Below are 12,473 nucleotides of genomic sequence, written 5' to 3'. Positions count from 1 at the left end.
CTCTCCCCCCCGGCGGGGGTCGTCGCATGTCCGGACGCGTTTTCATCCCCTCTTCCGCCGGCACGAGACCGGCCTCGGGCGGCTGCGGCCGCCCTTTCGACATGCCCGCAGTTGATTACTCAAAGTAATCACCGGACTGCGCTCGGAAACTCGTACACGGTGCGTGCCGACGTCACCGGTATGAGTGACGAAATTATTCACAGGCGCTCCGGCGTACACAGTTTTTGACCAAGATCCACACGATTTCGCGGTTCGCCCCATCGTGATTCCCGGCGCTCCTGATCCGGGCCCGTTCATGGCCGGATCGCAATGCGGAGTGCGGTTGGCCGGTTTCCGTCGGCCGTTCATATGGAGACCTTTACCGGTTCTCCACATGTCAGGAATCGCGCGGCCGAGAGAGCCGCGCGGAAGTCGCAGTGAAGGGGGAACATCATGACCGGAACCGTCGCGCACGATCCGCCTTCGGCCACCACCGGACGACCGGGGCGACCGCTCATCGTCACCGAGGACGCGGCGCTCCTCGACGATCTGCTGCGCCTGTGCGCGGCGGCAGGCGCCACACCCGAAGTCCACCACCGCGTCCCGGACCATGGCGGGGGATGGGACGGTGCGCCACTCGTGCTGGTCGGGGACGATGCCGCCCGCCGGGTGCGCGGAGCCGCACGTCGGCGCGGAGTGGTCCTGGTCGGCCGCGACCACGACGACCCGGACGTGTGGAAACGCGCGGTCGGGATCGGCGCCGACCATGTGCTGGTGCTGCCCGACGGCGAGCAGTGGCTCATTGACCGCATCGCCGACGTGGCGGAGGGCGTCGGCCGCCCCGCCCTCACCGTCGGTGTCATCGGCGGCCGGGGCGGCGCCGGGGCCTCCACCCTGGCCTGCGCCCTCGCCGTCACCTCCGCCCACCAGGGCCTGCGCACTCTGCTCGTGGACGCCGACCCGCTCGGCGGCGGGCTCGACGTGCTCCTCGGCGGCGAGACCGCGAAGGGGCTGCGCTGGCCCGCCTTCGCCGCCTCGCGCGGCCGGGTCGGCGGCGGCGCTCTGGAGGAATCGCTGCCCGAACTGCACGCGCTGCGCGTGCTGAGCTGGGACCGGGGCGACTGCGTGGCCGTGCCGCCCCAGGCTGTCCGCGCGGTGCTCGCCGCCGCCCGTCGGCGCGGCGGCACGGTGGTGGTCGACCTCCCGCGCCGCCTGGACGACGGCGCGGCCGAAGCCCTGGCCCAGCTCGACGTGGCGGTGCTCGTCGTCCCGGCGGAGCTGCGCGCGCTGGCCGCGGCCGGCCGGGTCGCCTCCGTCATGAGCATGGTCGTGAGGGACGTGCGGGTCGCGGTCAGGGGGCCGTACGGACCGGGTCTGGACGGGGACGAGGTGGCCCGGCTGCTCGGCCTGCCGCTGATCGGCACCGTGCCCGTCGAGCCCGCGCTGCTGCGGCCCCGAGGCACCGCCAGACCGCCCGGCGCGGGCGGACGCGGCCCGCTGTCCCGGTTCTGCACCGCCTTCTGGGAGCAGGCGCTGGCCGAGGCTGGAGGCCCCCGATGACGCTCCCCGGACTCGACCGGGCCGATGGCGCGGCCCTCCTCGACGGCGTCCGGCGCAGCCTCGCCGAGAGCGGTGCCGACCCCACCCCCGCGCGCGTGGCGCAGGCGCTGCGCCAACAGGGCCGGGTGCTGGGCGACGCCGAGGTCCTGGGCGCGGCCGAGCATCTGCGCTCCGAACTCGTCGGCTCCGGCCCGCTGGAGCCGCTGCTGGCCGATCCGAACGTCACCGACGTGCTGGTCACCGCGCCGGACCGGGTGTGGGTCGACCGGGGCGGCGGCCTGGAACTGACCCCGGTCACCTTCCCGGACGCCCCGGCGGTCCGACGGCTCGCGCAACGGCTGGCCGCCGTCGCCGGACGCCGCCTGGACGACGCCCGGCCCTGGGCCGACGCGCGCCTCCCCGACGGCACCCGGTTGCACGCGGTGCTGCCCCCGGTGGCGGTCGGCTGCACCTGCCTGTCCCTGCGTGTGGTCCGGCCCCGCGCCTTCACCCTCGGCGAGCTGGCCCGCGCGGGCACGCTGCCGCCGGGCGGGGAGGGGCTTCTGCGGGCGCTGGTGGGAGCGCGGCTGTCGTTTCTCGTCAGCGGCGGAACCGGTACCGGCAAGACGACGTTGCTGAGCGCGTTGCTCGGGCTCGTCGGTCCCGGTGAACGGATCGTGCTGGCCGAGGACTCGGCCGAGCTGCGGCCCGACCACCCGCATGTGGTCCGGCTGGAGACGCGGCCCGCGAACCAGGAGGGCGCCGGGCTGGTGACCCTGGAGGACCTGGTCCGGCAGGCACTGCGGATGCGGCCCGACCGGCTGGTCGTGGGGGAGGTGCGCGGCCCCGAGGTGGTGCATCTGCTGGCCGCCCTCAACACCGGCCACGAGGGCGGTTGCGGCACCGTGCACGCCAACGCGGCCGCCGACGTCCCGGCTCGCCTGGAGGCGCTGGGCACGGCCGCCGGCCTCGACCGGGCCGCGCTGCACAGCCAGCTGGCGGCGGCGCTCTCGGTGGTGATCCACCTGGTACGGGACCGGGCCGGGCGGCGCCGGATCGCGGAGATCCATGTCCTGGAGCGCGACACCTCGGGCCTGGTCCGGACGGTACCGGCGCTGCGGTGGGGCGAGCGGGCCTTCGTGCCGGAGCGGGGCTGGGGGCGGCTGCGGGGGCTGCTGTCCGACGGGGGCGAGGGCGATGGCTGACGTGGGGCTGGGAGACGCGGTGCTGGGCGCGGGGCTGGCCTGCGGCGGATGCGTGGCCTGGGCGCTGAACGTGCGGCATCAGGGGGTGCGGCGCGCGAGGCTGCTGTTCGCGGGCGGTGGAGGGCTGGGACCCGGGCCGACGCCGTGGGAGCGGGGTCTCGGTGAGCTGCGGCGGCTGCACGACCGGGTGGGCGCCGAGTGGTGGTCGCTCGTGGCGGGACTGGCGCTGGCGCTTCCGGGGGCCTCGGTCATTCCGGTGGTCGCCGGGGCCGCCGGGGTGCCGGTGCTGCGCCGGTTGGGGAAGGCCAGGCGGGCCCGGCTGGTGCGGGAACGCCGGGCGGACGCGGTGATCGCCCTGTGCGGGGTGCTCGCCGGGGAGGTCCGTGCCGGTCAGCAGCCCGGCGAGGCTCTCCTGCGGGCCGAGCGGGATTCCGGGGGCCTCGGCGAGGCGCAGGCCGCCGCGATCGCGGCGGCGCGATTCGGGGGCGACGTGCCTGGTGCGCTCGCCGCGGCGGCCCGGCAGCCGGGCGCAGAGGGGCTGCTGGGGCTGGCCGCCTGCTGGCGGGTGGCGGTGGACCAGGGCGCGGGGCTGGCGGCCGGCCTCGACCGGCTGGACGGTGCGCTGCGGGCGGAACGGGATCAACGCGCCGATCTGCGAGCCCAGTTGTCCGGTGCTCGCGCCACGGCCCTGCTGCTGGCGGTACTGCCCCTGTTCGGGCTGCTGCTGGGCGCGGCCATGGGCGCCGACCCGCTCCGGGTGCTGCTGCACACCGGCGCCGGCCTCGGCTGTCTGGCGGCGGGAGCGGTGTTCGAGGGCGCAGGACTCTGGTGGGCGGCCCGGATCGTGCGAGGAGCTGAGGCGGCATGAAGGAGGAGTTCGTCCACAGCCTGGGGGCGGCCGTGGGGATGGCCGTCGCCCTCGTCGGGGCGGCCCGGCGGCTGGAGCTGGTGCGGCAACGGCGCCTGGCACGGCGGAGGGTGGCGGGACTGCTGGCCGTGGAGCCGCCCGAGACCGCTCACCGCCTCGCTGTCGCCGACGCGGCCCGTAAGTGGCTGCCGGTGGCCGGGGCCGGGTGTGGGGCCTGGGCGGTGGTCGGGGGATTCTTCGGCGCACTGATGGGACTCGGGGCCGCTGTGGCGCTGTGGCGGTGGCTGGAACACCGTGAGGCGGCGCGGCCGGCGGCGGAGCTTCTCGACACGGTCGCCGCCGCACGCCAACTCCCCCTGGCCGCAGAGCTGCTGGCCGCCTGCATCGAGGCCGGAGCGGGTCCCGTGGTCGCCGCCCAGGCGGTCGGGGAGGCGCTCGGAGGGCCGGTCGGCGACGCGCTGGCGCGGGGTGCGGCGGAGGCCCGGCTCGGTGGTGAACCGGCGGACGCCTGGTCCCGGCTGACGGTCCTGCCCGGCGCCGTGGCGCTGGCCCGCCTGCTGGAGCGGGCCGACCGGTCCGGGCTGCCCGCGGCCGGACCCGTGGCCCGGCTCGCCTCGGACGCGCGGGCGGAGTCGATACGGGCGGCCACGGTCCGGGCGCGCAGGGCGGCCGTGATGATCTCGGCGCCGGTCGGGCTCTGCTTCCTGCCCGCCTTCATCGCGGCCGGCGTCCTGCCCGTGGTGATCGGCCTCGCGGGCGGGGCGACGGGAGGAGGTGGACCCTGACCGACCGCAAGGACACGCACGACAACGACGACAACGACGACGAAGCTTCGGTGGAAGGAACGTGAGATGCGGGAAAAGACCGGCAGGGCGTGGGCGCTGCTGCGGGAACGGTGCCGCAAGGACGCCGGAATGGTGACCTCGGAGTACGCCATGGGAATCATCGCGGCGGTCGGATTCGCCTTGCTGCTCTACGAGGTCGTCACCAGTGGCCAGGTCAAGGCGGAACTCCAGGGCATCGTGAAGCGAGCGCTCAGTGCGCGCATGTGAACGGGGCGCGGACCGGGGGTTCGTGACGGCGGAGGCGGCCGTGGTGCTGTCGGTGCTGGTGGCGTTCGCCATGGCGCTGGTCTGGGGGCTGCTCGCCGTGGCCACCCAGATCCAGTGCGTGGACGCCGCCCGCACCGGGGCGCGCGCCGCCGCCCGCCAGGACCCGCCCGACGCGGTGGTCCGGCTCACCACAGAGGCGGCACCCCGCGGGGCGACGGTCGGCGTCACCCGCGAGGGCGAACAGGTCCGCGTGACGGTGGCGGCGAGACCGCCGGTGCTGACGGGGCTGCCGTTCGAGGTACGGGAGGAGGCCGTGGCCGCCGCCGAGGAGGCGGTGGGGGCCGGGGAGGAGGGGCCGTGAGACATCGGAAGGGCGACCGGGGTTCCGCCACCGTCTGGAGCCTCGGGGTGATCGCCCTGCTGTGCGCGGTGTTCGGTGCCGTGCTCGGCCTGGGGCACGCGGTCGCCGTACGGCACCGGGCGGCCGGCGCGGCCGATCTGGCGGCGCTCGCGGCGGCGGACCACTGGGCCGAGGGAGCCGACGCGGCGTGCGACGCGGGGCGCCGGGTGGCGTCGGCCCAGGGCGCGCGGCTGGTGCGGTGCGCGATCGTCGGTGAGACCTCGGACGTGAGCGCGGGGTCGGGCCACGGACCGTTCGCGGCGGAGGTACGGGCCCGGGCGGGACCCCCTGACCCGTCCGGCACCGGGCCCCCGGGCCCGGCCCCGCAAAGTGACCGCCCTTAGCGCGCGCCGCCCACCCCGGTGCCGCCGGGTTCCGCCTCCTGCGGTGCCCCCCGCACCAGCGTCGTCAGAAGCCGTACCGCCCCCCGCTTGTGCAGCGGTTCGTTGCCGTTGCCGCACTTGGGGGACTGGATGCAGGACGGGCAGCCGGCCTCGCACTCGCAGGAGGCGATGGCCTCGCGGGTCGCCGTCAGCCAGGCGCGGGCGGTGTGGAAGGCGCGCTCGGCGAAGCCCGCCCCGCCGGGTTGGCCGTCGTAGACGAAGACCGTGGGGAGCAGCGTGTCGGGGTGCAGCGGTACCGAGACCCCGCCGATGTCCCAGCGGTCGCAGGTGGCGAAGAGGGGCAGCATGCCGATCGAGGCGTGCTCGGCGGCGTGCAGGGCGCCGCCGAGGATCTCCGGGTTGATCCGGGCCTCGTCGAGCTGGTCCTCGGTGACCGTCCACCACACCGCGCGGGTGCGGAGCGTGCGGGGAGGGAGATCGAGTTTCGTCTCGCCCATCACCTCACCGGTGATCAGGCGTCTGCGCAGGAAGGAGACCACTTGGTTGGTGACCTCGACCGAGCCGAGGCACAGGCGGCCGGAGCCCCAGGGGATCTCGGTCTCCGTCTCCAGGACGGCGACGGACGTGGTGTCGCGGGCGGCGGTCGAGTAGGGCGGGTCGGCCTGCTCGACCAGCGCCACGGAGTCCTTCAGGTCGAGCGAGCGCACCAGGTAGGTGCGGCCCTGGTGGAGGTGGACCGCGCCCACGTGGACGGCGGAGTGCGCGGCCTCAGCATCGACCGTGCCGAGCAGGCGCCCGGTGCCCTCCTCCACGATCTGCACCGGAGGGCCACCGGTGCCCCGGATGTCGGTCAGGTCGGCGGCGCGTTCCCGGCGCGTCCAGTGCCAGGCACGGGTGCGGCGGCGCAGCAGTTTCGCGGCCTCCAGCTGGCCCAGCACATCGGCGCTCACGGGGCCGAAGAGATCGAGGTCGGCCTCGGTCAGCGGGATCTCGGCGGCCGCCGCGCACAGGTGCGGGGCGAGGACGTAGGGGTTGTCCGGGTCGAGGACGGTGGACTCCACCGGGCGGTCGAACAGGGCCTCCGGGTGGTGGACGAGATAGGTGTCCAGCGGATCGTCCCGGGCCACCAGGACCGCCAGCGCGCCCTGCCCGGAGCGCCCGGCGCGGCCCGCCTGCTGCCACAGGGAGGCGCGGGTTCCCGGATAGCCGGCGATGACCACCGCGTCCAGGCCGGAGACGTCCACGCCCAGCTCCAGGGCGGTAGTGGCGGCGAGGCCGAGGAGTTCGCCGGAGTGCAGGGCGCGTTCCAGGGCGCGGCGTTCCTCGGGCAGGTAGCCGCCGCGATAGGCGGCGACACGCCGGACCAGCGAGCGGTCGACCTCGGCGAGCCGTTCCTGCGCGATGACCGAGATCAGCTCGGCCCCGCGCCGGGAGCGGACGAAGGCGACCGAGCGCACGCCCTGCACCGTGAGATCGGTCAGCAGGTCGGCGGTCTCGGCGGTGGCGGTGCGGCGCACCGGGGCGCCCTTCTCGCCGTGCAGCTCGGTGAGCGGGGGCTCCCAGAGGGCGAAGACGAGTTCCCCGCGCGGGGAGGCGTCGTCGGCCACCTCGACCACCGGCAGCCCGGTCAGCCGGCGGGCGGCGACCGAGGGCTCGGCGGCCGTGGCGGAGGCCAGCAGGAAGACGGGCGAGGCGCCGTAGCGGGCGCACAGTCTGCGCAGCCGGCGCAGCACCTGGGCGACGTGCGAGCCGAAGACGCCCCGGTAGGTGTGGCACTCGTCGATGACGACGTACTTGAGCGACTTCAGGAAGGAGGACCAGCGGGGATGGGAGGGCAGGATGCCCCGGTGCAGCATGTCCGGGTTGGTCAGGACGTAATTGGCGTACTGGCGCACCCACTCGCGTTCCTCGAACGGGGTGTCGCCGTCGTAGACGGCGGGGCGCACCGCGGTGCCCAGGGGGGCGGCGAGTTCCCGGACCGCGCGGCACTGGTCGGCGGCCAGGGCCTTGGTGGGGGAGAGGTACAGGGCGGTGGCGCCCCGGCCGTTCGGGGCCTCGGAGCCGTCCAGCAGGGCGGACAGCACCGGCATCAGATAGGCCAGCGACTTGCCGGAGGCGGTGCCGGTGGCGACGACCACGGAGTCGCCGTCCAGGGCGTGCTCGGCGGCGAGCGCCTGGTGGGCCCAGGGGCGCTCGATCCCGCGCTCCCGGACGGCCGCGATCACCTCGGGGCGAATCCGGTCCGGCCAGAGGGCATGGCGGCCCGCACGCGGGGGCAGGTGCTCCGTATGAGTGATGCGCGCGGACCTGCTCGGACCGGATGCGAGCCGGTGCAGAACCGTCTCCGGGGACGGGCGGGACGCCGGGTCCGGCTGGGGGCGATCGGGTCGGTGATTCTTGGCCATCGGCACCGAGTGTGTCACCGGCTCGACGGACAATGGAGCCAAGGCGTCGTGCACACCTGCCGGTAAGTGATTGAATGCCATGGCGGCTGGTGTTCCAAGGGCCGCAAGCCGGGATGTCCCGAGGGGCGACCGCTCGATAGCAAGGTGCTGGAGGATTCGTGGACCTGTCCCTGTCGACCCGTACCGTCGGCGATCGTACGGTCGTCGAGGTCGGTGGCGAAATCGATGTGTACACCGCGCCCAAGCTGCGCGAGCAGTTGGTCGAGCTGGTGAACGACGGCAATTTCCATCTTGTCGTCGACATGGAGGGCGTGGACTTCCTCGACTCCACCGGGCTCGGCGTGCTGGTCGGCGGCCTGAAGCGGGTGCGTGCCCACGAGGGCTCGCTCCGTCTGGTCTGCAACCAGGAGCGCATTCTGAAGATTTTCCGTATCACCGGCCTCACCAAGGTGTTCCCGATCCACACCTCGGTCGAGGAAGCGGTGGCGGCCACCGACTGATCAGGGTCGTAAGCCGGGTCCGGGCCGTCTCGGCGGTCCGGACGCCGGTCCACTCCGGCCCGGTCCCGTAGCGGTCCGAGGCGCGGAGGTTCCATCGTGGGGGTGCGGGCTTTCGGCGGCCCCGGTCCCGCACCGCACACCCGTAGTACGCGAGGGGGATGCATGGCCACCGTCGAACTCCGCTTCAGCGCGCTGCCCGAGCACGTCCGGACCGCCCGCCTGGTGGCGGCCGCGGTGGCGCGCAGGGCCGGAGTGGACGAGGCCGTACTCGACGAGGTCCGCCTCGCGGTCGGTGAGGCGTGCTCCCGCGCGGTCGGACTCCACCAGAGCGTCGGCATCACCGCGCCGGTCAAGGTGGCGCTGATCGAGGAGGAGAAGCTCTTCTCCATCGAGGTCGGCGACGAGGCCCCGCACGCCGTGCCCGCCGAGCGGGTCGCGGGCGGCGCGGCCGCCGACGCGGACGTGGAGGCCGAGGAGGACGAGATGGGCCTCGCGGTCATCAGCGGCCTCGTGGACGACGTCCAGGTCACCACCGGCGAGAACGGCGGACTGATCCGCATGTCCTGGCCGGCCACCCCACCGCCGACCGTACTGATCTGAAACCGCGCGTCACGCGCGCCGGACGACTTCCGAGGGGCCCTGCACCGCAGGGCCCCTCGCGTCGTTCCGGCCACTTTCGGCCGGGCCGCCGGCCGCCCCTGATACGTGAAGGAATTCACGAACGGAAACTCCCGCAGATGGCGCCCATGAAGCTGCGACATCACATGCTTCAGGGGCGTTACTCCGTCCGGGTTTCGTGCTCTGGTCGTCCACCCGATCGTTTGCTAAAGGGTTAGAGGCGGGCAATTCTGTTTACCGTGCCGATCGGGATCACCATCGGGCAGCTACAAGTCCGTCCACAGCTTGAGCTCGGTCCAAGCGTCAAGGAGGACGAATGGCGGGGCTACTCATCCCTGGTCAGGCGGGTCACTCCGCATCCCACTCCGCGTCCCTCGCGGCCGCCGTCCTGACGGACGGCAACCGCGCCCTGGTCGCCGTGATCGCGGCGGTGGCCCTCGCGGCGCTGGTCGTCGCGGGCGTCCTGGTGCGCCAGGTGCTGTCGGCGGGCGAGGGAACCGCACGCATGCGGGAGATCGCGGAGGCGGTCCAGGAAGGTGCGAAGGCATATCTGGCGCGGCAGTTGCGCACCCTCGGCATTTTCGCCGTAGTGGTGTTCTTCCTGCTTCTGCTGCTTCCCGCCGACGACTGGACTCAGCGGGCCGGACGTTCGGTGTTCTTCCTGATCGGCGCGGCTTTCTCGGCGGCCACCGGCTATATCGGCATGTGGCTCGCCGTGCGCAGCAATGTGCGCGTCGCCGCGGCCGCCCGGGAGGCCACTCCGGGAGAGGGCGAGGCGGAAAGGGATCTCACCGTCGTCTCGCACAAGGCGATGAAGATCGCATTTCGCACCGGCGGTGTCGTCGGCATGTTCACCGTGGGCCTCGGCCTGTTCGGTGCCTCCTGCGTGGTGCTGGTCTACGCGGCCGACGCGCCCAAGGTGCTGGAGGGATTCGGCCTCGGCGCCGCCCTGATCGCCATGTTCATGCGAGTCGGCGGCGGCATCTTCACCAAGGCGGCCGACGTCGGGGCCGACCTGGTGGGCAAGGTCGAGCAGGGCATCCCGGAGGACGACCCGCGCAACGCGGCGACCATCGCGGACAACGTCGGCGACAACGTCGGGGACTGCGCGGGCATGGCGGCCGACCTCTTCGAGTCGTACGCCGTGACCCTGGTGGCCGCGCTGATCCTCGGCAAGACCGCCTTCGGCGACGCAGGGCTCGCCTTCCCGCTGATGGTCCCGGCCATCGGTGTCGTCACCGCGATGATCGGCATCTTCGCGGTCGCCCCGCGCCGCGCCGACCGCAGCGGGATGAGCGCCATCAACCGCGGCTTCTTCGTCTCCGCCGTGATCTCCCTCGCGCTGGTCGCGGTCGCCGTCTACGTCTACCTGCCGGGCCGCTACTCCGAGCTGGCCGGGGTGACCGACGCGGCGGTCAGCGGCAAGGACGGCGACCCCCGGGTGCTGGCGCTGGTCGCCGTGGCCATCGGCATCCTGCTCGCCGCCGTCATCCAGCAGCTCACCGGCTACTTCACCGAGACCACCCGCCGCCCGGTCCGCGACGTCGGCCGCACCTCGCTCACCGGCCCCGCGACCGTCGTCCTCTCCGGCATCTCGCTGGGCCTTGAGTCCGCCGTCTACACCGCGCTGCTGATCGGCCTCAGCGTGTACGGCGCCTTCCTGCTCGGCGGCACCTCGATCATGCTGGCGCTGTTCGCGGTCGCGCTCGCCGGGACCGGGCTGCTGACCACGGTCGGGGTGATCGTCGCCATGGACACCTTCGGCCCGGTGTGCGACAACGCGCAGGGCATCGCCGAGATGTCCGCCGACGTAGAGGGCGCCGGCGCCCAGGTGCTCACCGACCTGGACGCGGTCGGCAACACCACCAAGGCCATCACCAAGGGCATCGCCATCGCCACCGCCGTCCTCGCGGCCGCGGCCCTCTTCGGCTCGTACCGGGACGCGATCACCACCGGAGTGCGGGACGTGGGGGAGCGGCTCAGCGGGCCGGGGTCGCCGCTCACCCTGTCGATGGACATCTCCCAGCCCAACAACCTGGTCGGTCTGATCGCGGGCGCGGCGGTCGTCTTCCTCTTCTCCGGGCTCGCCATCAACGCCGTGTCGCGGTCCGCCGGTTCGGTGGTGTTCGAGGTGCGGCGGCAGTTCCGCGAACGGCCGGGAATCATGGACTACACGGAGAAGCCCGAGTACGGCAGGGTCGTCGACATCTGCACCCGCGACGCCCTGCGCGAGCTGGCCACGCCCGGTCTGCTCGCCGTGCTGGCGCCGATCTTCATCGGGTTCACCCTCGGCGTCGGCGCCCTCGGTGCCTTCCTCGCCGGTGCGATCGGGGCGGGCACGCTGATGGCGGTGTTCCTCGCCAACTCCGGCGGCGCCTGGGACAACGCCAAGAAGCTGGTGGAGGACGGCCACCACGGCGGCAAGGGCAGCGACGCCCACGCGGCCACGGTGATCGGCGACACCGTCGGCGACCCCTTCAAGGACACCGCCGGCCCGGCGATCAACCCGCTGCTGAAGGTGATGAACCTGGTCGCGCTGCTCATCGCCCCCGCCGTGATCAAGTTCTCCTACGGAGGAAGCAGCAGCATCCTCGTCCGCGCCCTGGCCGCGGTGTTCGCCCTGCTGGTGATCGTCGTCGCGGTGTACGTGTCCAAGCGGCGCGGGATCGCGGTGGGGGACGAGGACGAGGACGAGGACGAGGGCGAGGTCCCCAACTCCACACCACCGGCGGTGGTTCCGTAGACGAGGCCTTCCGGCGGGCGGGCGGACGACGCGGGCGACGCGTCGCCGCCCGCTCGTGTGTGCGGGGGAGGCCCGGCGCGCTCCCTCGGCCGTGAGCCTTCTCTCGCATGGTGCGAAGCACCGCAAAAGTCTTCTAATAGGGCACCGATCGTGTGGATGGTCCTGTTCCGCCGTGTAGATTCCGGTGGCCGATAGCCATGGAAGGGACCGATCCGGTGAACAAGAAGCTCGCGGCCGCCCTGTCCGGCGGCGCGGTACTGATAACGGCGCTGACGGGGTGCGGCAGCGACGACGGTGGCCCCGACCCCAAGCTGGGTGTCTGGGCGAAGGAGGTGTGCGACGCGGTGCCCGCGCAGTACGCCAAGATCAAGGCGGCCAACGCCGGGATCGCCAAGATCGCCGGCGACAGCGACCTCCCGCCGAAGACGGCCAAGGAGACGTACGCCCAGGCGTTCCAGGACATGTCCGACGGCTACAAGGCCATCGCCACCGCCATCGACGGCGCCGGTGCTCCCCCCGGGGTCGATGGCGGGGCCAAGCGGCAGCGGGACGCCGTGACGAACCTCAACAGCCTGGCCGGCTCCTACGGCGACCTGAAGAAGAAGGTCGACGGCCTGGACACCAAGGACCAGGGCAAGTTCGCCAAGGGCCTGCACGAGGTCGCCGACCAGACCAAGGAGATCGGCCGCCAGAGCAGCAGCGGCACCGAGGCGCTGAAGCGCCTGGAGCAGGGGGACGTCAAGGAGGCCATCGCCGAGCAGCCGAGCTGCAAGGTCTCCGCCTCGGCGCCGCCCGCCGCCAAGAGCTGAAGGCGCCCGCG

General features: G+C 73.4%; 12 protein-coding genes. 11 read left to right on the top strand and 1 reads right to left on the bottom strand.

The window, feature by feature from the left end; genetic code table 11:
• Positions 1-432 precede the first annotated feature (432 nt).
• From ssd to ACWCV3_RS07755, 7 genes are all read left to right on the top strand, one after another.
• Positions 433-1,539 (top strand): septum site-determining protein Ssd, encoded by a 1,107-nt coding sequence (gene ssd, locus ACWCV3_RS07785; RefSeq protein ID WP_451219964.1) that lies wholly within the window; start codon positions 433-435, stop codon positions 1,537-1,539.
• On the top strand, positions 1,536-2,723 hold the full coding sequence (locus ACWCV3_RS07780; RefSeq protein ID WP_451219961.1) for a TadA family conjugal transfer-associated ATPase: 1,188 nt from the start codon (positions 1,536-1,538) through the stop codon (positions 2,721-2,723). The genes ssd and ACWCV3_RS07780 overlap by 4 nt, the downstream gene beginning before the upstream one ends.
• On the top strand, positions 2,716-3,591 hold the full coding sequence (locus ACWCV3_RS07775; RefSeq protein ID WP_451219958.1) for a type II secretion system F family protein: 876 nt from the start codon (positions 2,716-2,718) through the stop codon (positions 3,589-3,591). The genes ACWCV3_RS07780 and ACWCV3_RS07775 overlap by 8 nt, the downstream gene beginning before the upstream one ends.
• Positions 3,588-4,376 carry a type II secretion system F family protein gene (locus ACWCV3_RS07770; protein ID WP_451219955.1) on the top strand — a complete coding sequence of 263 codons (789 nt, stop codon included), beginning with the start codon at positions 3,588-3,590 and terminating at the stop codon, positions 4,374-4,376. The genes ACWCV3_RS07775 and ACWCV3_RS07770 overlap by 4 nt, the downstream gene beginning before the upstream one ends.
• A 66-nt stretch (positions 4,377-4,442) precedes the next feature.
• A complete protein-coding gene (locus tag ACWCV3_RS07765; protein ID WP_451219952.1) occupies positions 4,443-4,643 on the top strand; it encodes a DUF4244 domain-containing protein in 201 nt (66 codons plus the stop codon).
• Positions 4,630-5,004, top strand: a complete 375-nt coding sequence (locus ACWCV3_RS07760; protein WP_451219949.1) for a TadE family type IV pilus minor pilin — start codon at positions 4,630-4,632, stop codon at positions 5,002-5,004. Before ACWCV3_RS07765 ends, ACWCV3_RS07760 begins: the two co-directional genes overlap by 14 nt.
• Positions 5,001-5,387, top strand: coding sequence for an Rv3654c family TadE-like protein (locus tag ACWCV3_RS07755; protein ID WP_451219946.1), 387 nt, complete (start codon positions 5,001-5,003; stop codon positions 5,385-5,387). Before ACWCV3_RS07760 ends, ACWCV3_RS07755 begins: the two co-directional genes overlap by 4 nt.
• Here the strand turns inward: ACWCV3_RS07755 and ACWCV3_RS07750 are convergent.
• Positions 5,384-7,873, bottom strand: coding sequence for a DEAD/DEAH box helicase (locus ACWCV3_RS07750; RefSeq protein WP_451219943.1), 2,490 nt, complete (start codon positions 7,871-7,873; stop codon positions 5,384-5,386). The genes ACWCV3_RS07755 and ACWCV3_RS07750 overlap by 4 nt on opposite strands.
• A 77-nt stretch (positions 7,874-7,950) precedes the next feature.
• Here ACWCV3_RS07750 and bldG point away from each other — a divergent pair, with 77 nt between their 5' ends.
• The 4 genes from bldG to ACWCV3_RS07730 all read left to right on the top strand — a co-directional run bounded on the left by bldG (position 7,951) and on the right by ACWCV3_RS07730 (position 12,462).
• The gene (gene bldG, locus ACWCV3_RS07745) at positions 7,951-8,292 is read left to right on the top strand and encodes an anti-sigma factor antagonist BldG (RefSeq protein ID WP_010986038.1); all 342 of its coding nucleotides are present in this window, start codon (positions 7,951-7,953) and stop codon (positions 8,290-8,292) included.
• Between the two features lie 162 nt (positions 8,293-8,454).
• Positions 8,455-8,892 carry an ATP-binding protein gene (locus tag ACWCV3_RS07740; protein ID WP_451219940.1) on the top strand — a complete coding sequence of 146 codons (438 nt, stop codon included), beginning with the start codon at positions 8,455-8,457 and terminating at the stop codon, positions 8,890-8,892.
• 334 nt (positions 8,893-9,226) lie between these two features.
• Positions 9,227-11,653: a sodium-translocating pyrophosphatase gene (locus tag ACWCV3_RS07735; RefSeq protein WP_451219937.1), complete on the top strand. Its 2,427-nt coding sequence runs from the start codon at positions 9,227-9,229 to the stop codon at positions 11,651-11,653.
• Positions 11,654-11,850: 197 nt separating this feature from the next.
• Entirely contained in the window at positions 11,851-12,462 is a 612-nt protein-coding gene (locus tag ACWCV3_RS07730; RefSeq protein WP_451219934.1) for a small secreted protein, read from the top strand.
• The last annotated feature ends 11 nt before the right edge of the window (positions 12,463-12,473 follow it).

This window comes from Streptomyces sp. NPDC001781, assembly GCF_053596035.1.
Note: the sequence above shows the minus strand (reverse complement) of the source record. Positions and strands in the feature narration are given on the sequence as shown.

Bases quoted from the DNA above. Each gene is read 5' to 3' on its own strand.
- ACWCV3_RS07730 (WP_451219934.1), top strand. From the start codon at position 11,851: ATGGAAGGGACCGATCCGGTGAACAAGAAGCTCGCGGCCGCCCTGTCC.
- ACWCV3_RS07735 (WP_451219937.1), top strand. From the start codon at position 9,227: ATGGCGGGGCTACTCATCCCTGGTCAGGCGGGTCACTCCGCATCCCAC.
- ACWCV3_RS07780 (WP_451219961.1), top strand. From the start codon at position 1,536: ATGACGCTCCCCGGACTCGACCGGGCCGATGGCGCGGCCCTCCTCGAC.
- ACWCV3_RS07775 (WP_451219958.1), top strand. From the start codon at position 2,716: ATGGCTGACGTGGGGCTGGGAGACGCGGTGCTGGGCGCGGGGCTGGCC.
- ACWCV3_RS07740 (WP_451219940.1), top strand. From the start codon at position 8,455: ATGGCCACCGTCGAACTCCGCTTCAGCGCGCTGCCCGAGCACGTCCGG.
- ssd (WP_451219964.1), top strand. From the start codon at position 433: ATGACCGGAACCGTCGCGCACGATCCGCCTTCGGCCACCACCGGACGA.
- ACWCV3_RS07750 (WP_451219943.1), bottom strand. From the start codon at position 7,873: ATGGCATTCAATCACTTACCGGCAGGTGTGCACGACGCCTTGGCTCCA.
- ACWCV3_RS07765 (WP_451219952.1), top strand. From the start codon at position 4,443: ATGCGGGAAAAGACCGGCAGGGCGTGGGCGCTGCTGCGGGAACGGTGC.
- ACWCV3_RS07770 (WP_451219955.1), top strand. From the start codon at position 3,588: ATGAAGGAGGAGTTCGTCCACAGCCTGGGGGCGGCCGTGGGGATGGCC.